Source organism: Pseudoalteromonas sp. TB41 (assembly GCF_000497975.1).
In the GTDB taxonomy this organism is placed as follows: domain Bacteria; phylum Pseudomonadota; class Gammaproteobacteria; order Enterobacterales; family Alteromonadaceae; genus Pseudoalteromonas; species Pseudoalteromonas tetraodonis.
Genome location: NZ_AUTH01000075.1, coordinates 14,536 through 39,268 on the forward strand (window position 1 = coordinate 14,536; position 24,733 = coordinate 39,268).

Below are 24,733 nucleotides of genomic sequence, written 5' to 3' on the forward strand. Positions count from 1 at the left end.
TTAACTAAAGGTATTAAAAGCCGAGCTTATACGCTCGGTTTTTTACAGTTTTCTAATAATTGTTGCCAAAAATCAATGCCTTTTCGGCGTGCTAAGTTTATATTATGCTCAGGAATAGACTCAGGTTCGTCATAGTTTTCAAGTGCTTCACTCATACTTGCTTCACGAATTAGGTGCAAGGTAGGAAACGGCGCTCTATTTGTGTAGTTGGCCGGATCGGTTTCATCGCTATCGGCAAATACATAATCGGGGTGAAAATTTGCAATTTGATATTTACCTTCAAAGCCTTGTGCAACCAATAGCGCATTTGCTAAATCGACTAAATCTAAAAAGTCTTCAAAGTCACTAAAACCGTTATCGAACATGATTAGCGTGGTTTCTCGTTCTCTCTCGCGGTCAAGCTCGATACATTGCTCAAGCATATCCATTACAGCATCATCGATAGTATTGGCGTTACTTACAATGTAATGAATACAGTTGTTTTCGACTTCTTTACGGGCAAACGGGCAAAAGTTATATTTTACAATAACGGATGAAACCCATTCTCGGGTTTGGCTAATAGCTATGTTAGTCACTGTTTTGGCTCTAAGTATTGATTAATAATAGTGAGTGTTTTTTTTATGGCGCCTTGGTTTTTAGCAACACATTGCGCCGCTTTTGTGCCGAGCGTTTGGCATGCCTTTTTATTTTGGCTAAAGGTAATGAGTTGTTGTGTCAGTTCATCTGCATTTTCTACCACGCATGCCCCTTTAAGCTTTGTTAACTCAGGATAGACATGATCAAAGTTATACGTGTGAGGGCCTGTTATTACACCGACCGAAAATGCGGCTGACTCAAGCGGGTTATGACCACCACGACGAATCAAACTACCGCCAATATAACTAACACTAGCCGCGCCGTATAAACACTGTAATTCACCTAGCGTATCGGCAAGTAAAACGTGTTCGTTTTGGTAATTATTTTGGCTACGACGACTAAAGCTTAAAGTACTTTGTGTGAGTAGTTCAGCCACTTTATCAAATTGCTCGGGGTGTCGCGGGGCAATAATCAATAAAGCATCAGGCTGCTTTTTTAACAACTGCTGGTGGGCATCGAGTATTAATTCATGCTCTATAGGGTGAGTAGAACCTGCCACCCATATAAAACGTTCTTGGCTATTATAGTACTGTTTGAGCGCGCTCACCTTTGTTAGTTGCTCTTGAGTAGGGCTAATATCAAACTTGATTGAACCTGTAACATGGCTTTTTGAAGGCTCAAGCCCAAGTGTAATAAAACGCTCTGCATCTGTTTTATTATGACTGGCTAACGCAGTAATAGATTGCATAATACGGTGAGTTAACTGCGCAACCTTTTGATAACCCTGCTGCGACTTTTCAGAAAGTCTCGCATTAACAACCAATACCGGGATTTTTTTGTTATGCGCATTAGCCATAATATTTGGCCACAATTCAGTTTCTAAAATACATAGTAACTGCGGTTTTACGCGTTTTAAAAATCGAGCAGTGGCAAAAGGAAAATCGATAGGTAAATAACTAATAGCGACGGTATCTTTAAATTGTGCTGTTATTTGTGCGCGTCCAGTTGGGGTATTACAAGTGATCAAAATATTGAGCTGCGGGTGCTCATTTTGCAACGCTTTAATTAATGGCGTAGCTGCTAATACCTCACCTACAGAAGCACAATGAATAACAACAGGTTTAGTTTTATTAGAAAATAAACAGCGACGTACAAATCCAAAACGTTCTTTAAAATGCGCGCGATAACCTGAATTTTTTTTACCACGTAATACATATAAATAAAATATGATCAAAGGGCTAATAATGATTAGTGCAAGTGAATAAAAAGTGCGTGCCATACTGAGCTTTGTTTAAGGTAATTGTAGCTAGTTTATCGTGAAACGGCTTATTTCTAAACATACAAAGTATAAAAGTTGGTTTGAGTTCATTTACTAGGGTATAAACTAAATCAATGTCATTCAAATCACGCTATTGCATCAGTTTCATGATTTTGGAAATGCTTATGGTTACTTTTATAACAAAAACGATTTCCATGCAGTAAGCCTTTGATTTTAGTTTCTGTGAAACATCTAATTTAGTTATATAGAGGTGATTTGGCTATAAAATTATGGAATAATGAAATTAATTTTTCCTGCCATTTCAGTTCCAAGAGGAATATCTCATGTCAATTATAGATTCAGTGGCAACCAGCTACCTAGAAAGTTTAAACCGTCATCAAGTATTGTTTGAAACAATGGAGGCGTATCATCAAGAGGTAATGCAGTTGCTAGAAGCATGTCATAGTGCTTTACAAGCTGGTGGTAAGGTGGTTTGGTTTGGTAATGGCGGCAGTGCTGCCGATGCTCAGCATCTAGCTGCAGAGTTTGTAGTGCGTTATAAATTAGAGCGAGGTCCATTAGCGTCTATTGCTTTGACCACAGACACGTCTATTTTAACAGCACACAGCAACGATTATCATTTTGATACTGTGTTTGAGCGCCAAGTACAGGCGCTATGTAAACCTGAAGATATCGTGATTGGTTTAACTACATCAGGTACCAGTAAAAATATTAATTTAGCATTAGAAGCTGCTAACAAAATAGGGGCATTCACGGTTGCACTTACTGGCCGTGACGGCGGGCAAGTAAAAGATATTGCAAAGTTACCTATTATTATTAAAAACGACGAAACCGCGCGTATTCAAGAAGCACACATGTTTATTGGCCATTGGTTATGTGAAGCCATGGATATGGTTGTTGCGGAGCAGCAGTAATGGATTTATCTTTACTAAAGAACTTATCAGCAGCACGTATTTTAGTGGTGGGCGACGTGATGCTCGATCGCTATTGGTATGGTGATTCAGGGCGTATCTCACCAGAAGCGCCAGTACCCGTTGTTAAAGTAAGTAAATTTGAAGACAAGGCTGGCGGTGCGGCTAACGTAGCTAAAAATATAGCCCGTTTAGATGGTAAAGTGGGGTTGTTAGGCCTTATTGGCGAGGATGAAAGTGGGCAAATTTTAGAAAATATTTTAGAAGGTGAAAAAATAAATTCACAGCTAGTGAGTGTATGCGATTTACCGACTATTTCTAAAATGCGTGTAATTAGCCGTCATCAGCAAGTGGTACGTTTAGATTTAGAAGAAACTTTTAACGAATCACATAGCCAGCTTTTATTAAATCGATTAGAGCTTGTGCTAAATGATTACGACTTTATAGTGTTTTCTGATTACAACAAAGGCTCGCTATCGCTGATCAAAGAGATGATAAGTGTGGCCAAAAAAGCAGGTAAAACGGTACTTGTTGATCCTAAATCATCAGATTTACAGTTATATCGCGGTGCTGATTATATAACCCCTAATTTAAATGAATTTAAATTAGCAGGCGGGCAAGTGGGCTCAGAAGAGACACTTGCAAGTAGTGCACGAAACCTCATTAGTGATGCGGGTATAACGGCGATGTTACTTACCCGTTCAGAGCAAGGTATGTCGCTTATAAATGCCACTGAAAAATATGATTTTGCAGCTCAAGAGCTTGAGGTCAGTGACGTAACTGGCGCTGGGGATACTGTTATTGCAACCCTTGCCGTTATGTTAGGTGCGGGCATGATGCCTAAAGATGCGGTAGAAATTGCTAATTTAGCTGCAGGTATTGCGGTGAGTAAATTGGGCGCGGCTACGGTTTCTCCAGAAGAGTTAAGTCGAAAACTGGGGCAATACTTACAAGCAACTGGCGAGCATTATCAAACCCCGTTTGATGACGTATTGCAGCATATTGAATTTGCTAAGCAAAATGGTGAAACGATTGTATTTACTAATGGTTGCTTTGATATTTTGCATGCAGGGCATGTGCGGTATTTAGCGCAAGCTAAAGCCCGTGGGGACAGATTAGTGGTTGGTTTAAACAATGATGAATCTATTGCTCGTTTGAAAGGCCCAGAACGCCCAATAAACCCATTAGATGAGCGCGCCATGGTCCTCAGTGCACTTGCCTCCGTTGATTGGGTTATCCCGTTTGGAAGTGCTGATGAAAATGACACGCCGGCAAAACTTATCGAGCAAATAAGCCCTGATATTCTTGTCAAAGGCGGCGACTATACGGTAGAACAAATAGCCGGTGCGGAGCATGTGCTGCGCCATGGCGGAAAAGTCGAAGTGCTTGAGTTTTTAGATGGCTGTTCAACATCAAAAGTGATTAGCAAAATAAAAAGCTAGTTAGTGAAATCAAAAAAAGGGGATAAACTGCAGTTTATCCCCTTTTTTAATGTTATTAATGAAACTAAAAGTTGTATTCGAACTTAGCAAATGCAGAGGTATCGTTTTCTGCTCCATCGTTATTAGAGGCAAGTCCGCCAAGGGTTAAGCGCCCTCCCATTGCAAGCATTCTATAACGTACTTCAAGCTGCTTAGAACTAAATGCGGTTTTTGTGATTGAGTTACCTAAATCTGGATTATTAGGGTAACGATCGCGGTTGTCGCTATTGAAGTCAATATCACGCAGTTTTACTTGCCAATCAGTTCCGTTAGAAAGTTGCCCAAGTACAGTAAGTACTAGTGACTGCGTATCATTATCATAAGTAGAGCCGATAGGACGGCCATGATAGCGATAGCCTGATTGATAATCTGTGTGCTCATAATAGCAGTTTTCGGTCGTTGACCCCGCAGAGCAAGAGACACCTGTATCAATATATTCTAAGTTGACTAGTAAATTCTGCTCGTAAACGCGATGTGTTGTTTGTAAGCCAAATAAATACGCTCTATCTGCTGGTTTAAATTGTGAGCTCGCATCTTCACCAATGGTACTTGCATAAATAGCATAAGGTTGATTGAACAACGTATCAGACCAGCGAATATCAATACCGGCTAATTGATTACCAATTTTTGACTGTAACTGGCTATCACAATTACTGGTGCCATCAACGCATTCTGTATCACCGGCAATCATATCGATAAAGTCACTAGCCGAGCTTGGTTGTCCTTTCCCTGCCCATTGTGCTGTCCAGCTTAATGCTATTTCTAATTGTTGAACGGGGCGAAAGTTAACACGAGTGCTCCATAATAACGCATCTGGTACAACTCGTGTTGACTCTAGCTTTGCCATTTGTGCAGTAAAGCTCCACTGACCAATCCAACTCAGCCAAGGTGTTTCAAATGCACTGCTTTGTTCTCTGCTGATACTTATTGCAGGAAGTGGTTTGGCGTTACCAGACATAATTAGACTGTTATCAACGCCTGGTCCCCAAAACTGTTCAACCGCACCGGCTCTAAATATCCAATTACCCAAACGATACGCTAAATAGCTATCATCAAGTGAGGTATCATTGCAGTCAGTCAGTGCTTGCTCATTGTTAACTATATTGTCTGTTGTTTTACCGTTGATTAAACACTTTTTACCATCACTGCGGTGATTAAGCGCAATTTTGGCTGCAAAGTTATGTCCTAGGTAAGCATAGGCTGCTGTTAATTCTGACTCTTGGGTATTCGTTGCACCAAAGCTGGTGGTCGCTAATGGATCTGAGCTAGCAAATGCAGAAAGTTGAACACTATGTGAACCACTGTTTTCTGACTTATAACGATGTTTTACACGCAATAACGCATCTTGTAAGCGAGGTGATAATTGCTCTAGTCCGGCATTATCGATATCAGCAATAAAGCTTTTCCACATTAACGGGTAAGTCGTTACCGGGGCTAAAATAACACCTGCATCGGCGAGTTGCTGGATATCCGCTCTTAACCCAAAATCATCAGGTTTAACCCAGGGTTCAGCATAAACAGGGGTACTCATTGCACAAAAAAGCGAAGAAAGTATAAAAATTTTGTTTCGCAAAGCTCAGATCCTTGTGATTGAAATTGCCGGTAAGTTTAGCAATCTAAGCATCTTATTGCAGTAATTAAATCTAAATTGGTATGTTAAATCATATAGAAAAATGCTTACCATCTATCGCTAAAAAGTTGCCATTGGTATACTGCAGGTCAAATAAGCCAGTGAGATTGTAATGAGCAAAAAACGACTTTTATTTATTCCTGTGTCATCACCAGAAGGTATTGGTGAATATATGCGCTCATTACAGCTGGCTCAAACTTTAAAGGCTGAGTATGGCAAGCAGTTAGATATTCATTTTATCTTAAATAAGCATACGGCTTATGCTAAAAGCTGCCCGTTTTCTAGCTTACTCTTAAACCAATCGGCAACAAAAGAAAATACGCACGTATGTCAGTTTATTGATCAATACAAACCAGATGCGGTGCTTTTTGATTGCGCAGGACGCGCTGAGCAAATGAAAGCGGCAAAAAAAGTGGGTGCTAAAGTTGTTTTTATTTCGCAGCATGCAAAAAAGCGGGCAAAAGGTTTAAAGCTTAATAGGACTGGTCTTATTGATACTCATTGGGTGGTACAACCGGATTACTGTATTGAACCTCTTTCGTGGTATGAAAAGCTAAAATTGAGCATGTTGCCTTTGGCCTATCCTGCTAATGTTGGGCCATTTACAGTATTTGCATCAGCGCAACAAAAATGCGATGCACTAAACCGTTATCACTTGAAAGAAAAAGAATTCTTTATTGTTAACGCGGGCTCTGGTGGTCATACAGTTAATGGCGTAAGTTGCGCAGATATATATTTTCAAGCAGGGCTTGTTATTGCTAAACAAACAGGCTTGAAAGGCGTGGTGGTATTTGGCCCTAATTACACTAAGTCGCTACCTAAAACCAATGAGTTAATTTGTTTGCCAAGCCAAGAGGGAACTGAATTTTTAGCCTTACTCAGTCAGGCTAAAATTGCATTACTGAGCGCGGGTGATACTTTACTACAAGCTATTGCTTTGCAAACCCCAACCATTGCTTGTGCTATTTCAAAAGATCAGAGTGATCGAGTCGCACGTTGTGCAGCCACTGGCGTTGTTAAACAAGCTGAGCTTGATATTTTAGACATCACTCAAAAAGTGCAAGAGCTACTTACTGAGCCAAATTATAACAATACACTCAGCCAATATATGTTGTTAGAAAATGTACATAGCTTTGATGTTATAACGAATGGTGTAAAAGTACTGTTGCAGGGGAATAAGCTATGAATATTGTCATTGTAATTGACTCTCTTGTTGGTGGTGGCGCTGAAAAGGTAATGCTTACATTAGCGCAAGAGATGGTATTAAAAGACCACAATGTGACTATCTTGTCATTGGCGCAAAATATTGAATATGACATTCCAACCACTTTGAACGTTGAAAGTTTATTTTCAGGTCGAGCAACAAAAGTAGATCGATTTTGGCAGATAAAAAAGAATATCAGAGTGTTAGAGGCATGGTTTGAGCAAAAGTTACGGCAACTTGGGTCTATTGATATAGTACTTTCTAATTTAGATCGTAGTAATAACTTATTAGCGCAGAGTAAAATAAAAAATACCCATTTTGTTGTTCATAACTCAGTTAATGCAGAGCTCGCTAGGCAAAAAAAACTAGGCCCGCTTTCATACTTATATCTTAAAAAGAGTAAACAAAATCTTAATGGTAAATCACTGATCTGCGTGTCCAAAGGGGTTGAAGAAGAAATACAACAAGGCAGCTTAATAACCCCAAGTGCTATTACCACTATTTATAATCCATTCAATTTTAAAACAATCAATGATAAAGCTAATGAGGTGAATACAAATATACCCGATTCTCCATATCTTATTCATGTGGGACGTTTAGCTAAACAAAAACGCCATGATATTTTATTTTCTGCATTTGCCAAGTTAGATAAAAAATACAAATTAGTGCTGTTATGTAACAAAAAAGAAAAGGCATTAAAGTTAGCCAAAGAATATGGTATTGAAAATCAGCTTATTGTTCCGGGATTTGTACAAAACCCATATAACTGGATAAAGCAGGCAAAAGCTTTATTGTTAAGTTCAGACTTTGAAGGGTTTGGTAATGTGCTAGTCGAGGCTTTAGCAGTAGGTACGCCTGCTGTCAGTACTGAGTGCCCTCATGGTCCAAGTGAAATACTTACGGGTGAACTAAGTAAATACCTAGTACCTATTGGCCAAGGTGAGCTCCTAGCGCTCGCAGTTAAGCAAGTGCTCGCAGATAACCCAAATGTAACCAACGCAGCTATTTTAGAAAAGGTGTGTGCCGATAGAGTAACAGAGCAATACTTAGCGTTAGCAAACTAGTTTTTATTAGGTTAACCCATTATGGTAGTGTTTATTTAAACTTTGCCAATCGTTTTCTTGCCAATGAAAGCTGCTATTGCGGCTTTGCTCTTTTAAAAATGAGCGCTGTAGTCGAGACATGTTGCTTTGTTGCCATTTTTTATCGGGTGTTTTTATTTCGCCGCGGTCAAAATCGATAATAAAAACGTTGCCACTGTCATCAAATAAAATATTATTAATATTTAAATCAGCGTGATACACCCCTTCATTATGAAATAACGCAATTGTGCTGGCTATTTTTTTTATTTCAATATCATTCAATGCGCGTTCAATCAGTATATCTAATACGCTTTTAGCGCCGCTAACCGCTTCAGTAATAATATCACCTCGGTAAATAAAACCATGGCGGCTCACTTTAGCGGCAATAGGTTTTGGTACATTTAAACCTAGCTCTATTAATTGTGCCATCAAGCTAAACTCTTTATAAACACGGGTATGCTCAAGCCCCCAGTACAAATACTGATCACTGAGTAGCTTTCCTATCAGGCCGCCACGCCAATAATGGCGCAACACAGCCGTTAAATCTGCGTGTTTAAAAAACCATGCGGTTGCACGTCCCTTTTTAGCGCCAACAATTTTTTGCTGTTGCTGCCAAAAGTCGGGGCTAAACCAATCTAACTCTATCTGGCTGCTATATTGAGGATGGCTCAAAATGACATGGTTATTTTTGACGTGTTGATTAAACATAGCTCATAGGGTTCGCGTTAATATGTGCACATATTAACGTGTTTTAACGCTAAGGATAAGTACTTGCAATGACGCGATTATAATTTAAGATCAGGTTTTATTATTTTACCTCCAAGGAAACGTGTGACTTCAGCGCCTACTTACACTTCAATTTGTATTTTACGTCTTTCTGCTATTGGTGATGTATGCCATGCAGTAAGTGCGGTACAAGCTATTCAAAAAGCACACCCAAATGCCAAAATTACATGGGTTATAGGTAAGGTCGAGGCGATGCTGTTAGCTGACTTACCAGGCGTTGAGCTTGTTGTATTTGATAAAAAACAAGGTAAACCGGCACTGAAACAGTTAAAGCAAACCTTTAAAGGGCAGTGTTTTGACGTACTGCTTAATATGCAAGTGGCTTTAAGAGCAGGTTTTGTTGCTCGCTGTATTCCTGCCAAAGTTAAAATTGGTTTTGACTGGGCTCGTTCAAAAGAGCTACATAGTTTATTTATTAATAAACGCATTAAAGCCCAATCTCAGGCGCATGTTTTAGAGGGATTTAAAGGCTTTGCCCAAGCGATTGGTGTTGATGATTATGTCCCTGTATGGAATATGCCCTTTACCAACAAAGATCAAGCTAAAGCTGATGAGCTTCTAGGTGACGATTATTTATCAAATAAGCTATTTGTTATTTCGCCAGCAGCAAGTAAAGCACAGCGTAACTGGTTAGCCGAACGCTATGCTGCGCTTGCGGATTATGCACATACACAGGGGTTTAAAATAGTATTAACTGGTGGACCGACTGAACTGGAAATTAATTTAGCAAATAACATCATTAAACACTCTGATTCACCCATTCTGAACTTGGTGGGTAAAACAAAACTCAAAGAATTATTGTGCGTACTTAAGCGTGCAGACTTAGTACTGGCACCTGACACAGGCCCAGCTCATATGGCGGTGACTGTGGGCACACCGGTTATTGGCTTATATGCGCATTCAAACCCAGCGCGAACGGGGCCTTATTTATACCAAGACTACGTGGTTGAGGTTTACCATCAAAACTTAGTAAAGCAAACAGGTAAAATCGCCGAGCAATTGCCTTGGGGTACTCGTGTTAAAGGCGATGATTTAATGAGTCAAATAACCACCGATGCAGTAAAACAAATGTTTGATCATGTTGTTAAAAAAGAGTCACTGTTATGAATCAAGAAAACACTAACAAGGCGCTTTTTTTAGATCGAGATGGCGTAGTAAATGTTGACCATGGTTATGTGTTTAAAAGTGAAGAGTTTGAATTTATAGACGGTGTGTTTTCAACATGCAAAGCGTTTTATGATGCGGGCTATAAAATAATTATAGTGACTAATCAGTCAGGCATTGGCCGTGGTTATTATTCTGAGAGCGAATTTTTAGCGCTTAGCGAGTGGATGAAAGCGCAGTTTAGCGCTCATCAAATTGAAATTACGGACGTTTATTTTTGTCCTCATCATCCTAAAAACGCATTACCAGATTATTTAAAAGAGTGCGATTGCAGAAAACCAGCGCCTGGCATGTTACTTCAAGGAATAGAAGATCATCATATCAACCCTGCACTTAGTGTGATGGTGGGTGACAAATTAGGTGACATGCACGCTGCCATTAGCGCTAATGTACGTACCAAAGTACTGGTACGTTCAGGGCAAAAATTTGATGACAAAGCTGTAAATTTTGCTGACTATGTTTGTGACTCAATCAACGACCTTCCGGCTTTATTTGCTGATCTAACGTAGTACACACCTCAAGCCTGTAAACTGGCAGCTTTTCCTGCCAGTTAGGCAATTTGCGACGAATGACAAACAGTGCAATTTGGCGCTTAAACTTTTACAATACCCGCATTATAAATAGCAGCAACACGTCTGCTATTTAACCCGTTCAACCAAATGGAGATCACAGATGAGAGCATCTGCTTTTTTTAGCCAATTACAACAGCAAATCGAAGACGTTAAAGCGGAAGGTTTGTACAAGAATGAACGTGTTATCACTTCGCAGCAGCAAGCTCAAATTGAAGTGGCATCAGGCGAAAAAGTTATTAATTTTTGTGCTAACAACTACTTAGGTTTAGCTAACAGCCCAGAGCTTATTAAAGCGGCGCAACAAGGCTTAGATGACCATGGGTTTGGTGTGGCTTCTGTGCGTTTCATTTGTGGTACACAAGATATTCATAAAACACTCGAGAAAAAAATCAGTCAATTTTTAGAAACTGAAGACACCATTTTGTACTCATCATGTTTTGATGCCAATACGGGGTTGTTTGAAACCATATTAAGTGCAGACGATGCGATTATTTCTGATTCATTAAACCATGCTTCTATTATTGATGGCGTACGTTTATGTAAAGCAAAACGTTTCCGTTATGCAAATAACGATATGGCTGATTTAGAAAAGCAATTAATTGCAGCCGATGAAGCCGGTGCTAAAACTAAATTAATTGCAACCGATGGCGTGTTCTCAATGGATGGCGTTATTTGTAACTTAGAAGCCGTATGCGACTTAGCTGATAAATACGATGCACTTGTTATGGTTGATGACTCACATGCAGTTGGTTTTGTTGGCGAAAACGGTAAAGGTACACCTGAATACTGCAACGTGCTTGATCGTGTTGATATTATTACTGGTACCTTAGGTAAAGCACTAGGTGGAGCCTCGGGTGGTTATACCTCAGGTAAAAAAGAAATTGTTGAATGGTTACGTCAGCGTTCTCGTCCTTACTTATTCTCAAATTCGTTAGCGCCTTCAATTGTAACGGCGTCAATTAAAGTGTTAGAAATGCTTGAAAATGGCGGTGAGCTTCGCGCTAAGCTATGGTCAAATGCTAAATACTTCCGTGAGCAAATGGAAGCGGCTGGTTTTACCTGTGCAGGTAAAGATCATGCGATTATACCTGTGATGCTAGGAGACGCCAAAGTAGCGTCACTTATGGCTGATAAGTTATTGGCTGAAGGGATTTATGTAACCGGCTTTTCATTCCCTGTTGTACCAAAAGGGCAGGCGCGTATTCGTACCCAAATCTCTGCAGCGCACAGCAAAGAACAGCTTGATACAGCCATTGCAGCATTTACCCGTATTGGTAAAGAGATTGGTGTTATTTAATTTTCTTGTTAAATCGCGGCTGAAGTCGCGATTTTTTAATTGAGTGTGAATTATGAAAGCATTATCAAAGTTAAAAGCAGAGCCAGGCATTTGGATGACAGATGCACCAAAGCCTGAAGTGGGTCATAACGATCTGTTAATTAAGATTCGTAAAACGGCTATTTGTGGCACCGATGTGCATATTTATAAGTGGGATGAGTGGGCACAAAACACCATACCGACGCCTATGGTGGTTGGCCACGAATACGTGGGTGAAGTAATTGACATGGGACAAGAAGTTCGCGGTTTCGAAGTTGGCGACCGTGTATCAGGTGAAGGTCATATAACCTGTGGCCATTGTCGTAACTGTCGTGCTGGGCGCGTTCACTTATGTCGTAATACAACAGGGGTCGGTGTAAACCGCGAAGGCGCATTTGCAGAGTATTTAGTGATTCCTGCATTTAATGCGTTTAAAATCCCAGATAATATTAGCGATGAACTTGCCTCTATTTTTGACCCATTTGGCAATGCAGTACACACGGCTTTATCGTTCGATTTAGTCGGTGAAGATGTCTTGATCACCGGTGCTGGCCCAATTGGTATTATGGCTGCAGCTGTGGCTAAGCATGTGGGTGCACGTCATGTGGTTATTACTGATGTAAATGAATACCGCCTAGACTTAGCACGTAAAATGGGCGCAACGCGTGCTGTAAACGTCGCGAATGAAAAGCTTGAAGATGTAGCTAAAGAGCTGGGTATGACAGAGGGCTTTGATATTGGCCTAGAGATGTCAGGTGTACCAAGTGCATTTAATGCCATGCTAAATAACATGAATCATGGCGGCAAAATTGCCATGTTGGGAATTCCACCTTCAGATATGGCGGTCGATTGGAATCAAGTTATTTTTAAAGGCTTAGTGATCAAAGGTATTTACGGTCGTGAGATGTTTGAAACTTGGTACAAAATGGCTAGTTTGATTCAATCAGGGCTTGATTTAAAACCAATTATTACTCATCAGTATTCAATAGATGACTTCCAAGCTGGCTTTGATATGATGATTTCAGGCCAATCGGGTAAAGTAATTCTTAACTGGGATTAATTACCCCTTGTTAAGAGAATTAAAGGCGGCATTTGTCGCCTTTTTTGTAATTATAAGAGAGTACTATGGCATTTAAACATATATCAATCGCACAAACCCTTGAACTACTCGATAAAGAAGATGTAGTGATTGCTGATATTCGCGATCCTAATTCGTATCAAGCGGGTCATATTCCGGGTTCAGAGGCATTATCTAATGCGAATATTGCCCAATTTATGATGGAAAAAGAGTTTGACCAGCCGATTATTATTGTCTGTTATCACGGTATGAGCTCACAAGGCGCTGCCAGCTACTTAGTAGAGCAAGGCTTTGAAGATGTTTACAGTATGGATGGCGGTTTTACTGCATGGGAAGCCGCTTACAAGGATAAAGTATCACGATGATAGAGCTAGGCAGCCTAACTAACCCTCGCGCTGCACAGGGCTTTATAGATTACTTAAAAAGCCAAGGGTTTAGCGGGCAAATTCGTACTGAGGATGGCCATACGCTTGTCATTAGTGTGGCACCTGAGGACTTTCATGCGGTGCAACCGTTGTGGAATGAATTTGCTAAAAACCCTAATCATGAACGTTATCAACAAGCGTCATGGCAAGTAGGCAGCACGCAATCACCATTAAAATATCAAGGCCAGTCGCTTAATTTAGTCGCGCGGTTTAAAGCCTTAAGTTGGCTTAATCAAAGTGTTAGCATACTGAGTATTATTGTTTATATTGCCTTTTTATTGGGTGCGTTTGAACCTATTTACATGGCGTTGCAGTTTAACCCTGCGTCACCACTTACTTGGTTAACCCCGGCTATAGTGCATTTTAGCGCCATGCATATCGTGTTTAATCTAATTTGGTGGGTTTCACTGGGTGACAATATTGAAAAGCAATGTGGTAAGTCGAGTCTAATCGGACTTTTTTTAGTTACCGCTTTAATAAGTAATTGGGCACAGTACTTAATGGTCGGGCCTAACTTTGGTGGGCTTAGCGGTGTTGTATATGGGTTGTTAGGCTTTTGTTGGATTTACAGCACCCTTAACCCTAAACAGCCTGCACTGGTTACAACTGCAATTGTTGGATTTATGCTGGTATGGTTAGTACTTGGTTTTGCAGATGTATTATTTGTTGGAATGGCTAATTGGGCACACTTAGGTGGGCTCGTTAGCGGTATGGCTTTTGCCTATACCGCTCAGCTTTTTAAAACAAAAAGTGCCTAATGGTATAAATATTTAGTAAATAAGAGATCACGGATGATCTCATGCCCTGTTTCTTCTTTAAGAAGGCTTTTTAGTTTTTCTGCGCTTTTAAGGCGTATTTGCTCGCGTCCTGTTAAAGACTTTATTTTGTTTTCAGGCTCTTTAGATAAAATCTCTACTAACGCATCACGAAGTAACGGCGTGTGGTGTTCCACGATTGCAATATCTGATGTTTTATTAAGCATTAAATCAACAGTGACACGTACATAGCCCATTTTTTTACTCGATGGGCCAATGTAGTTGGTAATAATATCTGGCTCAAACCCAAAATAACCGACAGTAGACTCAGCACGTGCTGATAAGCTAGTTAAGCTGACTAGAAGAATAAAAAGGCCTGTAAATACTGTTTTTTTCATTTCAAAAGCGTTTCCGTAAACTGGTTACAAATAGTTTATACTTATTAGTAAATAAGATACAGCAAGATGCTGTTATTTGTTGAGTTATGTAAAGGCACTCTGTACTCAAGTTTGGGATAGGCAATAGCGAGAGTCAAATGTTGATTAGCTTTTTATAATAACAGGGTGTGCTTGGTAGTGAGTAAATCGCGCTTTTTCAAATCTCTTAGCAATGTTATGATCTTGCTGATTTTTATCAAGTAGAGCTATTGTGATTACGTTTCCTCTTTCTTTATCTGCTGATTGGCAGAGTACTTCTCAAGTCTGTGGCTTATCTAGCGCTGAGCAAGAGTGGCTATTTGAACCGCATTCTTTAACGGCTAAATTAAAAAGCCAGTCGCAGCGTTTTGCTGTAAAGGTGCTGAGCGAGCAAAAAGTTAACCTCTCGCAACCTCAGCAAGCTTTATTAAGTAATGAGGTGAACACCGTACTTAACCGTGAGGTTTTATTGTTGTGTGATGACAAACCGGTTGTATATGCTCAAAGCTGGTTGCCAATATCAAACAACAATACAAATAATCAGCTGCATAATATGGGTGAACGTCCGTTGGGTGATGTCATATTTCAAGACCCTGCGTTAAAGCGCGCTGATATTGAAATTGCTCGCTTTGATGATAACCACTCATTGCAATCACTGGTGAGCGAACTTAATTTACCCATACACATATTATTAGGACGACGAAGCGTGTTCTCTTTGCATGACTACAAATTTTTAGTTTGTGAAGTTTTTTTACCAGGAGCCTATTTATACTCATGAAACTAGCCCCTTTATCGGTAAACCATGTATCGTATTACGTTCAGTTAATGCGAATAGATAAGCCCATAGGCACCTTATTATTACTTTGGCCAACTTATTGGGCGCTGTGGATAGCAAATGAAGGGATACCAAGCCTAACAAACTTCATTGTGTTTACCCTTGGGGTAATAGTTATGCGTAGCGCAGGATGCGTTATCAATGATTTTGCTGACAGGAAAATAGATGGCTCAGTAAAACGAACCTGTCAGCGCCCTTTAGCAACTGGGGCTGTGAGTAGTGGGGAAGCAGTTAGTTTGTTTTTGCTGCTGGTTAGTATCGCTTTTATTTTAGTAATAATGCTAAATACCAATACTATCTTGTTATCGTTTGGGGCGCTTGGGCTCGCGTTTTGTTATCCCTTTATGAAACGTTACACACAACTTCCACAGGTTGTATTAGGGGCTGCTTTTGGTTGGGCAATTCCTATGGTATTTATGGCATCAACAAACTCATTGCCTGTGCAAGCTTGGCTATTATTTGTCGCTAATATTTGCTGGACGGTGGCTTATGACACTATGTATGCCATGGTTGATAGAGATGATGATTTAAAAATAGGGGTTAAATCAACCGCTATTTTATTCGCCAGTTACGATCGCCATATTATAGGGTTGCTTAACGTTATATTCTTAGTATTAATGACATTGATCGGCTTTATTAGCCAAGTTGGAGCAAGCTTTTGGTTAGGGTTAGCGGTTGCTGCGGCTTTATTATTGTATCAACAGCGTTTGATTCATTTACGTCAACGAGATGCCTGTTTTAAAGCGTTTTTGAATAATCATTATGTGGGACTTACTGTATTTATAGGCTTATTATTTTCTTACCCCGTTTTTTCTTAACGGGGTGGGTCGATAATACCACTAATTGACGCATTTTTTCTGAACCAACCAGCAATCGAATAGCGGTTATCAAAAGCAGGAAGTACTTCATGCACAAAGCGTTCGCTTTCAAATAATACCAAAGTGCCTGCAGTGGGTTTTATAACCACTTCTATGTCTTTACTTTTTGGCTTGTAAATAACCAGCTCCCCGCCTTTCTTAGGAGAGTTTAAATACAATACGGTGGTAAAAACTCGATTTGAACGACCTTTGAACGCATCTACATGTTTTTTGTAAAAATCACCCTGCGTATACTTTGCATAGTGACATTCATAATCAAACAAGCCCATGAAAAAGTTACGATTAAGGGTAGTGCGAACAGCTTCCATTATTTGTTGATAGCTAAGCTGTGCATTTGAGCTGCCATCAAACCAGTAGGTTTTATCTTTACGAACGGAATCATCAATTTGTAAATTGTTTAATCGTCCAATACCGGCAAGGCTAAAGTGAGGATTTATTCTATAGCAATCAGCCATCAACTCGGATATTAAGTCACTATCAATGGCGTTTTCAATAATGGCATAGCCATGCGTTTCAATGTGCTCTAGGTAAATTTCAGCAGCTGTAAAGTTATTCATTAACGCTAGTCATAATATAAGGGAGCGTTAGTGTAGTGAAAAAAAACTTTAATGCCACTAATTTATAGTTGTTATAAAACGCATGGAGTCATTTTTTATGCTCTTGAAACCTTCTTAATTAGCGAGAGTAGGTGGTCAACATGCTCACCTGCCTCTATTTGCTGGCTTGTTTGCACCACAAGTTGTTCATGGCTAATATCGTTATTCGTTTTAAGCTGGATTAAGTTATGGTTTTCTGCCACAGAGCTGGTGTGTTCAATACCTGCAATAGCAAAATGATCTGACTTTTCAAGTCCAGCCATTACCTGCTCAATACTACCTACTTTAATAGTTGAAACTTTATTTAACGAGTCTATTACTTCATTAAGCATTGATTGCACTTGTTTTGACTGCGAAAAACAACTGAACATTGGATAGATTTCGAGCTCTTTTTTACTAATATCGCTTTTATTTGCTAAAGGGTGTTGTTTTGAACAAAATAAAATAAGTTGATCAGGTAATTGTATATCGCTACCAATGCTATTGACTATTTGCGAGCATACACTAATGTCAATTTCTCCTTGAAGCAGTTTTCTATGAAGCTCAGTTTTATTTTGCAGCTGCATTTCAATTTTAATATGCGGGTACTGACTCAAAAATTCGCCGCAGGTGATTGGTACTATGCTGCTGGTTGTTGTGGTGTAGCCAATCACTAATTTTTTTTCTTCTGTGCCATTAATTGATTGAAAAGCGCGATGCTTTATTTGTTCTAGCTCATTGAGCGTATTTTTAGCAAAGTCGAGGAAAAGTTCGCCTGCTTGAGTTAACTTAACCGAGCGAGTAGAGCGGGTGACTAGTTCGTAGCCAAGCTCCGTTTCAAGAGTTTGAATGCTACGGGTTAATGCAGATGTACTAATTTGGGTTTGTTCAGCAGCTTGCCTAAAATGACGAAGCAGGCCAAGTGCTACAAACTGTTCTAATTGTTCAAATCTCACTATATAGTCCTTTTTTATAGGTAAGCTAGGGGAATTACAGATTTAATACTGACTTTATATCCCTACAGATCAGTTGAAATAAGGTTTTTAACCACTTATTAAGATTAACTTTCTTTTAATCGTATTTAAAGAGAATAGTTGCAAAATGTTGTTATACCTTTGGGTAATGTTAAATTACTGTAGTGTTTTATTATTGACCAAATTTATGCAATTTTATAACAACTTTACTAAAGTCTCGTTTGGTTAATTGCTGTTTTTGCTTTTAGGATTAGGCTCAATAAAGTTTTTACTAACTCGGTTACTTAAAGGCTTATTTTCAATGTTTTGTAATTCAATTTCTATGGCATCACAAGAAATATGAATTTCAAATAATGAAGTAAGCAAAGATAAGCTCAAGCAGCTTAAACTGACACCAAATAAAATAATGCCCGTGGTATTAAATTCTATAAATAATGCAAACATAGATAACGTACATAATAAAAAAGAGGCCACTCCGTATACTTGCATGGTCCTTATTAGTTTTATTCGCTTTCTAAGATTAGTTATTTGCGCCACTACAACAGGACGAATAGACTCACCTTCACGGGCATTCAATTCTCGTATTAGTTGCGCAAGTACTAAAAATCGGTTTGTATAGGCAAGTAATAACAATGAGATGGCTGGAAAAAGTAAACCTGGGGTAGTTAGCGTCATAATGTGTCCTTAAATCATATTATTTGCTTTAGGTTACGCGGGCTTATTGTACACATAAAGTAAATGAGGTGGATATTGCAAAATACTAATAATAGCCAATCAAATGTAACATCATTTGATTGGGTGACGCTTTATAATGCAGAAAATAGTTTAGAGGCCAATATAATAAAAGGACTGATTCTTAATGCGGGAATTGAGTGCCAGATAAAAGGTGAAATACTGCAAGGCGCAATGGGCGAGATCCCATTTGAACAAACACAAGTAAGTGTGCAGGTTTATGCGATAAAAGAGCGCCATGCACGTGAAATATTGGTAAACTATCAGCAAGTAAAACAATCCGCTCCAGATTGGGTGTGCCCTAACTGTAATGAGCATAATGGATCAACATTTGATTTTTGTTGGTCATGTGGGACCTTAAAGAATGACAAAAGCGAATAATTTTCAGCGTATTAGAGAGTTAAATTATTTACAAAAAGCGGTATTGGCCAGTGCGTTAATAGAGCGTATGTTGCCTAATTATGGGCTATTTAGTGAGGCTACCGGCTTTGGCGATGAGGTTATTTTACGCAATGCTTTAAATGTATGTTGGGAAAAAATACTCCTTCCTAAAAGTAAAATTGATTTAGAAAAGCAAGTTGAAAAAATAGAACCTAATGTTCCTGAACTTGCCGATTTTGATATGTTTGGTACCTATCCTGCAATCGATGCTGCCACCTCATTACTGAGTTTAATGCATGGCCTTTTAGCACAAGATGAGCAAGAGTTTGTTAATGTGAGTAAAATATCACAGGCCACCGTAGCTCGCTTTATTGAGTACCAAATGACGGTTGAAGGTGATGTTGCCGATAACAAAGCGGTGCGTGAACACCCACTGATGCAATACGAAATAGAGGTATTAGGTGAACTAATTGATTTTGTAGAAGCAATGGGGCGTATCACTGCTGAAAATGTGAAAGCATTGAAAAAGCATGTCCTTGCTGATGGCCAAACTAACATTGGTTTAGCACTGTAAGTTATTTGTTTTAAACACCTTGTTAGGTGGCAGGAGAATTAACAATGCGAATTTTAGGCATTGAATCATCATGCGATGAAACTGGTATTGCTATTTATGATGACGAAAAAGGGCTGCTAGCCCATCAATTATATAGCCAAGTAAAAGTACATGCAGACTATGGTGGTGTAGTACCTGAACTTGCCTCGCGCGATCACGTACGTAAAACATTGCCGCTTATTGATGCGGCATTTGCGCAAGCGGGTTGTGGTCCTGAAGATTTAGATGGTATTGCTTATACGGCAGGGCCAGGTTTAGTAGGGGCTTTGTTAGTAGGTACCTCAATTGGTCGCTCTTTAGCATATGGCTGGGATATCCCAGCGGTGGCAGTGCACCATATGGAAGGGCATTTATTAGCGCCAATGCTTGAGGAAAACGTCCCCGAGTTCCCATTTATTGCCTTATTGGTTTCTGGCGGTCATACCATGATGGTAAAAGTTGCTGGTATTGGTCAATACGAAGTATTGGGTGAGTCGGTAGATGATGCTGCTGGTGAAGCATTTGATAAAACAGCCAAGTTACTTGGGCTTGATTATCCAGGCGGCCCTCGTTTGGCTAAAATGGCTGAACAAGGTGTTGCTAAGCGATTTGTTTTTCCGCGTCCAATGACAGACAAACCTGGCTTAGATTTTAGCTTTAGTGGCCTAAAAACCGCCGCTTCAATTGCTATTCGTGAAAACGACAGTGATGAGCAAACAAAAGCAGATATTGCTCATGCATTTCAAACGGCCGTTATTGATACTTTAGTAATTAAGTGTAAGCGCGCATTAAAACAAACCGGTATTAAGCGCTTAGTAATAGCCGGTGGCGTAAGTGCTAATACGCAATTACGTTTGCAATTAGAGCGTGTGATGCAAGGTATGAAGGGCGAAGTGTTTTACCCTCGTACTGAGTTTTGTACTGACAATGGTGCAATGATAGCGTATGCCGGTATGCAGCGTTTAAAAGCGGGGCAGTTTGCTACGCTTGATATGAAAACTAAACCGCGCTGGCCAATCGATAGCTTAGAAGCAATATAGTTAACCAGAATTCAGGTTAGTTATTACTTCTTATCATCTGTAGGGGCTTGTTTAGTCCCTACTTTTGGTTCTTCCCCTTTAAATAAACGCACAATATTAGTGCGATGCCTAATAATGATCAGTAGCGTAATAAAGGTCACCGGTAAGGTGTATAACGGTTTAATCCACCATGTGTATAAAGGGGCTAGCGTAACGGCCACTAACGCGGCAAGTGATGAGTAACGAGTAATCGCGACAATCAGCAACCAAGTACCAATCAATAACCCTCCTAAAGAAAGCCCTATCGGTAGTAACGAGCCAAATGCAGTTGCAACCGCCTTACCGCCCTTAAAACTAAAGAATAATGGGTACATATGCCCTAGGCATGCAGCAACGGCGATTAAACCAAGCTCTAATGGCTCGAGTTTTAAAAAATAAGCGCCCCAAACAGGGATTGTGCCCTTTAAAATATCGAAGACTAAAACTAAGCATGCAGGAAGTGACCCGCCTAAGCGGTAAACATTGGTTGCACCTGGATTATTGGAGCCATGCGTGCGTGGATCGGGGAGTTTGAATAGCCGCGACACTAAAATGGCCGATGAAATCGAGCCGAGCAAATAGGCTAAAACAAACATTAAAATGACTAACACGCGCTTCCTTATTTTTTAATCATTACTTTTAAGCTATTATTGGCGTCAAAATTTACGGGCTTCTTAAATTACTCGCAATTTTGTAACGATTCTATTGTAGAAGTAATTTTAGTATATTTAAACACTGATTAAAGTATATACAGTATTAATTTGATTGATACAATATGTAATTAACTCAGTGACTTGTTACAGTCATTTGGAGTATCAATGGACAAGGTATTTATATCACAATTGCATGTCGAAACGATTATCGGGGTGTATGATTTTGAAAAGAAAAGTAAACAAAGCCTGTACTTTGATATTGAAATGTTAAGCGACATCAAGCCCGCAGCGCAAAACGACGATATTAACTTGGCACTGGATTACGCTAAGGTAAGTGAGCGTGTTATCGAACACAGTACGGCTAAACCGGTAGAGCTTTTAGAAACACTGGTGGAGCAATTAGCGCAAATCATTTTAACCGAATTTAATACCCCACAAGTGACAATAAAAGTAAGTAAGCCCGCTGCAGTTGCACAAGCGCAAACCGTCGGTGTAGAAATAACGCGTAACAAGGTTCTTGCTTAAATGGCGCAAATATTTATTAGCCTAGGGTCAAACATTAATAAAGCAGAGCATATCAGGCGTGCTTTAGTGGCGTTAAATAAACACTTTAAAAATACACAACATTCTTCGGTATTTGAAAGTGAAGCGGTGGGTTTTGCCGGTAATAACTTTTACAACTCCGTACTCGCTGCCACTACCGAAATGGTGCTTGAAGATGTGTGTGCGTTATTAAAACAAATAGAGCGCGATAATGGTCGCAAAGCAAATGATAAAAAATTTAGCCCGCGCACCTTGGATCTCGATTTACTCTTTTACGATGATGTCATTTGCGAGAGCCCAGCTCAACTACCACGTGACGAAATTACCAAAAATGCCTTTGTATTACAGCCTTTAGCAGAGGTGGCTCCTGATTTTTATCACCCTGTAGCAAAAAAAACGATTGCCCAAATATGGAATGCATATAACAACCCTCAACAAAAACTATGGAAGGTGGAGTTTTCTAACCCATGAGTATTATAGAAATAATTGTTTTAGCCCTAATTCAGGGATTTACTGAATTTTTACCTATATCGAGTTCTGCACACTTAATTTTACCGTCGCAAATTTTAGGCTGGGAAGATCAAGGCTTGGCATTTGATGTTGCCGTTCATGTAGGAACGTTAATTGCTGTTGTTATTTATTTTCGTAAAGAAGTGGCCGATATACTCGGTGCTTGGTTTAAATCGTTTGGTGCACAAGGTACAACAGATGACAGCAAACTAGGCTGGTGGATAATTTTAGGTACTGTGCCTGCCGCTATTTTAGGGCTATTGCTAAAAGATTTTGTTGAACTGTATTTGCGCAGTGCATGGGTGATTGCAACCACAACCATCGTATTTGGTTTGTTGTTGTGGTACGCCGATGCTAAAGGTAAGCAAATAAAAACAATTTATCAGCTTAATTGGAAAACCGCACTCATCATTGGCTTTGCGCAAGCCGTTGCGATGATCCCAGGGACTTCTCGCTCAGGTATTACCATGACCGCGGGTTTAATGCTGGGTATGAATAAGCAAAGTGCAGCCCGTTTTTCGTTTTTGCTGGCTATTCCGATTATTTCAATGATGGGCCTTTATTACACAGCAGAGCTAGCGCTTGGCGATCATATTGTTGATTGGACTGCTTTATTGTTGGGTGTAGTGCTGTCGTTTTTATCAGCTTATGCCTGTATTTTTATGTTTTTAAAAGTGATTGAACGAATGGGTATGCTGCCATTTGTTATTTATCGTTTGTTATTAGGCATCGGCTTAATATTCTTTTTAATGCTATAAGCCATTAATCTTTAAAAAGCCTCCCACCTTGGGAGGCTTTTTTATTTGCGCCAAACATCGCATCGGCGCTGTCTTGTTGAAATACCAAACATCTGCTGCAAATTTACCTAGAAAGCTCAACAGACCCTGATGGTAACTTGATCTAAATTTTGGCATTATAGCGCCATTAAAGTTCGCCTTAGAGCACATTCCGCGCAGGATGAAAGGATAGTAAATGCATATACATATTTTGGGTATTTGTGGCACATTTATGGGTGGTATTGCCGCTATAGCTAAATCATTAGGTCATCACGTTACCGGGTCTGATCAAAACGTTTACCCACCAATGAGTACCCAATTAGAAGAGTTAGGAATCGAGCTAACCCAAGGCTATGATGTATCTCAACTAGAACCGGCACCCGACATAGTCGTCATAGGTAATGCTATGAGCCGAGGGAATCCGTGTGTTGAATATGTACTCGATAAGAGCTTGCCTTATACCTCAGGCCCAGAGTGGCTTAAGCATAATTTACTACAAAAATCATGGGTGCTGGCGGTGGCAGGAACCCATGGTAAAACAACGACTGCCAGTATGCTGGCATGGATATTAGAATATGCAGGTTTAAAACCAGGCTTTTTAATTGGCGGGATCGTGCAAAGTTTTGGTCTTTCGGCTCGGGTTGGGCAAACGCCTTTTTTTGTTATAGAAGCCGATGAATACGACACCGCCTTTTTCGATAAACGTAGTAAGTTTGTTCATTATTTACCGCGAACACTCATTTTAAACAATCTTGAATTTGATCATGCTGATATTTTTGAAGATTTAAATGCGATTAAAAAACAATTTCACCATTTGATACGTACACTACCGCAAAGCGGGAAAGTATTGTGGCCAAAAGATGATGAGGCTCTGAGCGATGTTATAGCAAAAGGGCTGTGGAGCGAGAGCGAAACATTAGGCGATGATTGGGATTATCAGCTACTTAAAGCGGATGGTTCTCAATTTAATGTGTTATTAAACACGCAACTGCAAGGTGTAGTTAACTGGCAGGCAATTGGTGAGCATAACGTTAAAAATGCCATGATGGCCATTGCAGCAGCGCGCCATGTAGGAATAGCTATTGAGCACAGTATTGCGGCTTTAGGCGAATTTATCAGCCCAAAAAGGCGGATGGAGCTTAAAGCGGATATAAATAACATTAAAGTGTATGATGATTTTGCCCATCATCCTACCGCGATACAAACAACGCTTGCGGGGCTGCGCGCCAAAGTGGGCAATGACAAAATTATTGCGATTTTAGAGCCGCGTTCTAACACCATGAAAATGGGAGTTCATCAATTTACATTGTTAGACTCATTACGCGATGCGGATGAGGTGCTACTGTTTGAACCAGAAAACTTAAGCTGGTCGCTCAAGGAGCAAGCAGAAAAAGCCGGTATGCAGTGTTTTGATTCTACAATCGCCATTATCGAAACAGTGCTTGAAAGTATTGAGCCAAATCAACATGTTTTAATTATGAGTAATGGTGGTTTTAATGGCCTTCATCAACAACTTGTTGATGGCTTGGCCAATAAATACAGCGGAGAATAA

28 protein-coding genes are annotated in these 24,733 nt (G+C 39.8%); 19 read left to right on the forward strand and 9 right to left on the reverse strand.

The window, feature by feature from the left end; translation table 11 throughout:
• Positions 1 to 26: 26 nt before the first annotated feature.
• Together L641_RS0110340 and waaA are read right to left on the reverse strand one after the other, a co-directional pair.
• Entirely contained in the window at positions 27 to 575 is a 549-nt protein-coding gene (locus L641_RS0110340; RefSeq protein WP_008468212.1) for a DUF1415 domain-containing protein, read from the reverse strand.
• Positions 572 to 1,855 carry a lipid IV(A) 3-deoxy-D-manno-octulosonic acid transferase gene (gene waaA, locus L641_RS0110345; protein ID WP_024601841.1) on the reverse strand — a complete coding sequence of 428 codons (1,284 nt, stop codon included), beginning with the start codon at positions 1,853 to 1,855 and terminating at the stop codon, positions 572 to 574. Before waaA ends, L641_RS0110340 begins: the two co-directional genes overlap by 4 nt.
• A 323-nt stretch (positions 1,856 to 2,178) precedes the next feature.
• Between waaA and L641_RS0110350 the strand changes: the two genes are divergently transcribed.
• Together L641_RS0110350 and hldE are read left to right on the forward strand one after the other, a co-directional pair.
• Positions 2,179 to 2,769, forward strand: coding sequence for an SIS domain-containing protein (locus L641_RS0110350; protein WP_024601842.1), 591 nt, complete (start codon positions 2,179 to 2,181; stop codon positions 2,767 to 2,769).
• On the forward strand, positions 2,769 to 4,208 hold the full coding sequence (gene hldE / locus L641_RS0110355; RefSeq protein ID WP_024601843.1) for a bifunctional D-glycero-beta-D-manno-heptose-7-phosphate kinase/D-glycero-beta-D-manno-heptose 1-phosphate adenylyltransferase HldE: 1,440 nt from the start codon (positions 2,769 to 2,771) through the stop codon (positions 4,206 to 4,208). The genes L641_RS0110350 and hldE overlap by 1 nt, the downstream gene beginning before the upstream one ends.
• A 64-nt stretch (positions 4,209 to 4,272) precedes the next feature.
• Here hldE and L641_RS0110360 read toward each other — a convergent pair whose 3' ends face one another.
• Positions 4,273 to 5,820, reverse strand: a complete 1,548-nt coding sequence (locus tag L641_RS0110360; protein WP_024601844.1) for a capsule assembly Wzi family protein — start codon at positions 5,818 to 5,820, stop codon at positions 4,273 to 4,275.
• 169 nt (positions 5,821 to 5,989) lie between these two features.
• Here L641_RS0110360 and L641_RS0110365 point away from each other — a divergent pair, with 169 nt between their 5' ends.
• Positions 5,990 to 7,063, forward strand: a complete 1,074-nt coding sequence (locus L641_RS0110365; protein WP_024601845.1) for a hypothetical protein — start codon at positions 5,990 to 5,992, stop codon at positions 7,061 to 7,063.
• Positions 7,060 to 8,145, forward strand: a complete 1,086-nt coding sequence (locus tag L641_RS0110370; protein WP_024601846.1) for a glycosyltransferase — start codon at positions 7,060 to 7,062, stop codon at positions 8,143 to 8,145. The genes L641_RS0110365 and L641_RS0110370 overlap by 4 nt, the downstream gene beginning before the upstream one ends.
• Before the next feature lie 6 nt (positions 8,146 to 8,151).
• Here L641_RS0110370 and L641_RS0110375 read toward each other — a convergent pair whose 3' ends face one another.
• Entirely contained in the window at positions 8,152 to 8,871 is a 720-nt protein-coding gene (locus tag L641_RS0110375) for a 3-deoxy-D-manno-octulosonic acid kinase (RefSeq protein WP_024601847.1), read from the reverse strand.
• 123 nt (positions 8,872 to 8,994) lie between these two features.
• On the opposite strand from L641_RS0110375, the gene L641_RS0110380 reads away from it, so the two are divergent.
• The 6 genes from L641_RS0110380 to glpG all read left to right on the forward strand — a co-directional run bounded on the left by L641_RS0110380 (position 8,995) and on the right by glpG (position 14,261).
• A complete protein-coding gene (locus L641_RS0110380; RefSeq protein WP_024601848.1) occupies positions 8,995 to 10,056 on the forward strand; it encodes a glycosyltransferase family 9 protein in 1,062 nt (353 codons plus the stop codon).
• Positions 10,053 to 10,622 (forward strand): D-glycero-beta-D-manno-heptose 1,7-bisphosphate 7-phosphatase, encoded by a 570-nt coding sequence (gene gmhB / locus L641_RS0110385; protein ID WP_024601849.1) that lies wholly within the window; start codon positions 10,053 to 10,055, stop codon positions 10,620 to 10,622. Before L641_RS0110380 ends, gmhB begins: the two co-directional genes overlap by 4 nt.
• Positions 10,623 to 10,785: 163 nt before the next feature.
• Positions 10,786 to 11,982 carry a glycine C-acetyltransferase gene (locus L641_RS0110390; RefSeq protein WP_024601850.1) on the forward strand — a complete coding sequence of 399 codons (1,197 nt, stop codon included), beginning with the start codon at positions 10,786 to 10,788 and terminating at the stop codon, positions 11,980 to 11,982.
• Between the two features lie 52 nt (positions 11,983 to 12,034).
• Positions 12,035 to 13,060: an L-threonine 3-dehydrogenase gene (gene tdh, locus L641_RS0110395; protein WP_010390995.1), complete on the forward strand. Its 1,026-nt coding sequence runs from the start codon at positions 12,035 to 12,037 to the stop codon at positions 13,058 to 13,060.
• A gap of 65 nt (positions 13,061 to 13,125) precedes the next feature.
• The gene (gene glpE / locus L641_RS0110400) at positions 13,126 to 13,443 is read left to right on the forward strand and encodes a thiosulfate sulfurtransferase GlpE (RefSeq protein WP_008468201.1); all 318 of its coding nucleotides are present in this window, start codon (positions 13,126 to 13,128) and stop codon (positions 13,441 to 13,443) included.
• Positions 13,440 to 14,261, forward strand: coding sequence for a rhomboid family intramembrane serine protease GlpG (glpG, locus tag L641_RS0110405; RefSeq protein WP_024601851.1), 822 nt, complete (start codon positions 13,440 to 13,442; stop codon positions 14,259 to 14,261). The genes glpE and glpG overlap by 4 nt, the downstream gene beginning before the upstream one ends.
• On the opposite strand, the gene L641_RS0110410 is transcribed toward glpG, so the two are convergent.
• Positions 14,258 to 14,656 (reverse strand): flagellar basal body-associated protein FliL, encoded by a 399-nt coding sequence (locus L641_RS0110410; RefSeq protein WP_008468199.1) that lies wholly within the window; start codon positions 14,654 to 14,656, stop codon positions 14,258 to 14,260. The genes glpG and L641_RS0110410 overlap by 4 nt on opposite strands.
• Before the next feature lie 250 nt (positions 14,657 to 14,906).
• On the opposite strand from L641_RS0110410, the gene L641_RS0110415 reads away from it, so the two are divergent.
• Positions 14,907 to 15,452, forward strand: a complete 546-nt coding sequence (locus tag L641_RS0110415) for a chorismate lyase (RefSeq protein WP_013464288.1) — start codon at positions 14,907 to 14,909, stop codon at positions 15,450 to 15,452.
• On the forward strand, positions 15,449 to 16,327 hold the full coding sequence (ubiA, locus tag L641_RS0110420) for a 4-hydroxybenzoate octaprenyltransferase (protein WP_024601852.1): 879 nt from the start codon (positions 15,449 to 15,451) through the stop codon (positions 16,325 to 16,327). The genes L641_RS0110415 and ubiA overlap by 4 nt, the downstream gene beginning before the upstream one ends.
• Here ubiA and L641_RS0110425 read toward each other — a convergent pair.
• From L641_RS0110425 to L641_RS0110435, 3 genes are all read right to left on the reverse strand, one after another.
• Positions 16,324 to 16,944: a 2OG-Fe(II) oxygenase gene (locus L641_RS0110425; RefSeq protein ID WP_008468193.1), complete on the reverse strand. Its 621-nt coding sequence runs from the start codon at positions 16,942 to 16,944 to the stop codon at positions 16,324 to 16,326. The genes ubiA and L641_RS0110425 overlap by 4 nt on opposite strands.
• 95 nt (positions 16,945 to 17,039) lie before the next feature.
• Positions 17,040 to 17,918, reverse strand: a complete 879-nt coding sequence (locus tag L641_RS0110430; RefSeq protein ID WP_024601853.1) for a LysR family transcriptional regulator — start codon at positions 17,916 to 17,918, stop codon at positions 17,040 to 17,042.
• Between the two features lie 243 nt (positions 17,919 to 18,161).
• A complete protein-coding gene (locus tag L641_RS0110435; RefSeq protein WP_008466063.1) occupies positions 18,162 to 18,611 on the reverse strand; it encodes a DUF2721 domain-containing protein in 450 nt (149 codons plus the stop codon).
• A 75-nt stretch (positions 18,612 to 18,686) separates the two neighbouring features.
• Between L641_RS0110435 and L641_RS0110440 the strand changes: the two genes are divergently transcribed.
• From L641_RS0110440 to tsaD, 3 genes are read left to right on the forward strand one after another with little or no spacing between them, the layout of a single operon-like run.
• Positions 18,687 to 19,049: a DUF2007 domain-containing protein gene (locus L641_RS0110440; protein ID WP_008466062.1), complete on the forward strand. Its 363-nt coding sequence runs from the start codon at positions 18,687 to 18,689 to the stop codon at positions 19,047 to 19,049.
• A complete protein-coding gene (locus L641_RS0110445; protein ID WP_008115608.1) occupies positions 19,033 to 19,623 on the forward strand; it encodes a YjaG family protein in 591 nt (196 codons plus the stop codon). The genes L641_RS0110440 and L641_RS0110445 overlap by 17 nt, the downstream gene beginning before the upstream one ends.
• 44 nt (positions 19,624 to 19,667) lie before the next feature.
• Complete coding sequence (gene tsaD, locus L641_RS0110450; protein WP_008466060.1) at positions 19,668 to 20,681, forward strand: tRNA (adenosine(37)-N6)-threonylcarbamoyltransferase complex transferase subunit TsaD; 1,014 nt, start codon at positions 19,668 to 19,670, stop codon at positions 20,679 to 20,681.
• A gap of 23 nt (positions 20,682 to 20,704) precedes the next feature.
• Here the strand turns inward: tsaD and plsY are convergent, their stop codons facing one another.
• A complete protein-coding gene (gene plsY, locus L641_RS0110455) occupies positions 20,705 to 21,310 on the reverse strand; it encodes a glycerol-3-phosphate 1-O-acyltransferase PlsY (RefSeq protein WP_008466051.1) in 606 nt (201 codons plus the stop codon).
• Between the two features lie 207 nt (positions 21,311 to 21,517).
• Between plsY and folB the strand changes: the two genes are divergently transcribed.
• The 4 genes from folB (at position 21,518) to mpl (ending at position 24,733) form a co-directional block, all read left to right on the forward strand.
• Positions 21,518 to 21,877 (forward strand): dihydroneopterin aldolase, encoded by a 360-nt coding sequence (folB, locus tag L641_RS0110460; RefSeq protein ID WP_024601854.1) that lies wholly within the window; start codon positions 21,518 to 21,520, stop codon positions 21,875 to 21,877.
• Complete coding sequence (folK, locus tag L641_RS0110465; protein ID WP_024601855.1) at positions 21,878 to 22,366, forward strand: 2-amino-4-hydroxy-6-hydroxymethyldihydropteridine diphosphokinase; 489 nt, start codon at positions 21,878 to 21,880, stop codon at positions 22,364 to 22,366. It abuts the gene before it with no gap.
• Positions 22,363 to 23,163 (forward strand): undecaprenyl-diphosphate phosphatase, encoded by an 801-nt coding sequence (locus L641_RS0110470; RefSeq protein WP_024601856.1) that lies wholly within the window; start codon positions 22,363 to 22,365, stop codon positions 23,161 to 23,163. The genes folK and L641_RS0110470 overlap by 4 nt, the downstream gene beginning before the upstream one ends.
• A gap of 214 nt (positions 23,164 to 23,377) precedes the next feature.
• Positions 23,378 to 24,733, forward strand: a complete 1,356-nt coding sequence (gene mpl, locus L641_RS0110480; protein WP_024601857.1) for a UDP-N-acetylmuramate:L-alanyl-gamma-D-glutamyl-meso-diaminopimelate ligase — start codon at positions 23,378 to 23,380, stop codon at positions 24,731 to 24,733.

Bases quoted from the DNA above. Each gene is read 5' to 3' on its own strand.
- waaA (WP_024601841.1), bottom strand. From the start codon at position 1,855: ATGGCACGCACTTTTTATTCACTTGCACTAATCATTATTAGCCCTTTG.
- L641_RS0110350 (WP_024601842.1), top strand. From the start codon at position 2,179: ATGTCAATTATAGATTCAGTGGCAACCAGCTACCTAGAAAGTTTAAAC.
- hldE (WP_024601843.1), top strand. From the start codon at position 2,769: ATGGATTTATCTTTACTAAAGAACTTATCAGCAGCACGTATTTTAGTG.
- L641_RS0110365 (WP_024601845.1), top strand. From the start codon at position 5,990: ATGAGCAAAAAACGACTTTTATTTATTCCTGTGTCATCACCAGAAGGT.
- L641_RS0110370 (WP_024601846.1), top strand. From the start codon at position 7,060: ATGAATATTGTCATTGTAATTGACTCTCTTGTTGGTGGTGGCGCTGAA.
- L641_RS0110375 (WP_024601847.1), bottom strand. From the start codon at position 8,871: ATGTTTAATCAACACGTCAAAAATAACCATGTCATTTTGAGCCATCCT.
- gmhB (WP_024601849.1), top strand. From the start codon at position 10,053: ATGAATCAAGAAAACACTAACAAGGCGCTTTTTTTAGATCGAGATGGC.
- L641_RS0110390 (WP_024601850.1), top strand. From the start codon at position 10,786: ATGAGAGCATCTGCTTTTTTTAGCCAATTACAACAGCAAATCGAAGAC.
- tdh (WP_010390995.1), top strand. From the start codon at position 12,035: ATGAAAGCATTATCAAAGTTAAAAGCAGAGCCAGGCATTTGGATGACA.
- glpE (WP_008468201.1), top strand. From the start codon at position 13,126: ATGGCATTTAAACATATATCAATCGCACAAACCCTTGAACTACTCGAT.
- glpG (WP_024601851.1), top strand. From the start codon at position 13,440: ATGATAGAGCTAGGCAGCCTAACTAACCCTCGCGCTGCACAGGGCTTT.
- L641_RS0110410 (WP_008468199.1), bottom strand. From the start codon at position 14,656: ATGAAAAAAACAGTATTTACAGGCCTTTTTATTCTTCTAGTCAGCTTA.
- ubiA (WP_024601852.1), top strand. From the start codon at position 15,449: ATGAAACTAGCCCCTTTATCGGTAAACCATGTATCGTATTACGTTCAG.
- L641_RS0110425 (WP_008468193.1), bottom strand. From the start codon at position 16,944: ATGAATAACTTTACAGCTGCTGAAATTTACCTAGAGCACATTGAAACG.
- L641_RS0110435 (WP_008466063.1), bottom strand. From the start codon at position 18,611: ATGACGCTAACTACCCCAGGTTTACTTTTTCCAGCCATCTCATTGTTA.
- L641_RS0110445 (WP_008115608.1), top strand. From the start codon at position 19,033: ATGACAAAAGCGAATAATTTTCAGCGTATTAGAGAGTTAAATTATTTA.
- tsaD (WP_008466060.1), top strand. From the start codon at position 19,668: ATGCGAATTTTAGGCATTGAATCATCATGCGATGAAACTGGTATTGCT.
- folB (WP_024601854.1), top strand. From the start codon at position 21,518: ATGGACAAGGTATTTATATCACAATTGCATGTCGAAACGATTATCGGG.
- folK (WP_024601855.1), top strand. From the start codon at position 21,878: ATGGCGCAAATATTTATTAGCCTAGGGTCAAACATTAATAAAGCAGAG.
- L641_RS0110470 (WP_024601856.1), top strand. From the start codon at position 22,363: ATGAGTATTATAGAAATAATTGTTTTAGCCCTAATTCAGGGATTTACT.
- mpl (WP_024601857.1), top strand. From the start codon at position 23,378: ATGCATATACATATTTTGGGTATTTGTGGCACATTTATGGGTGGTATT.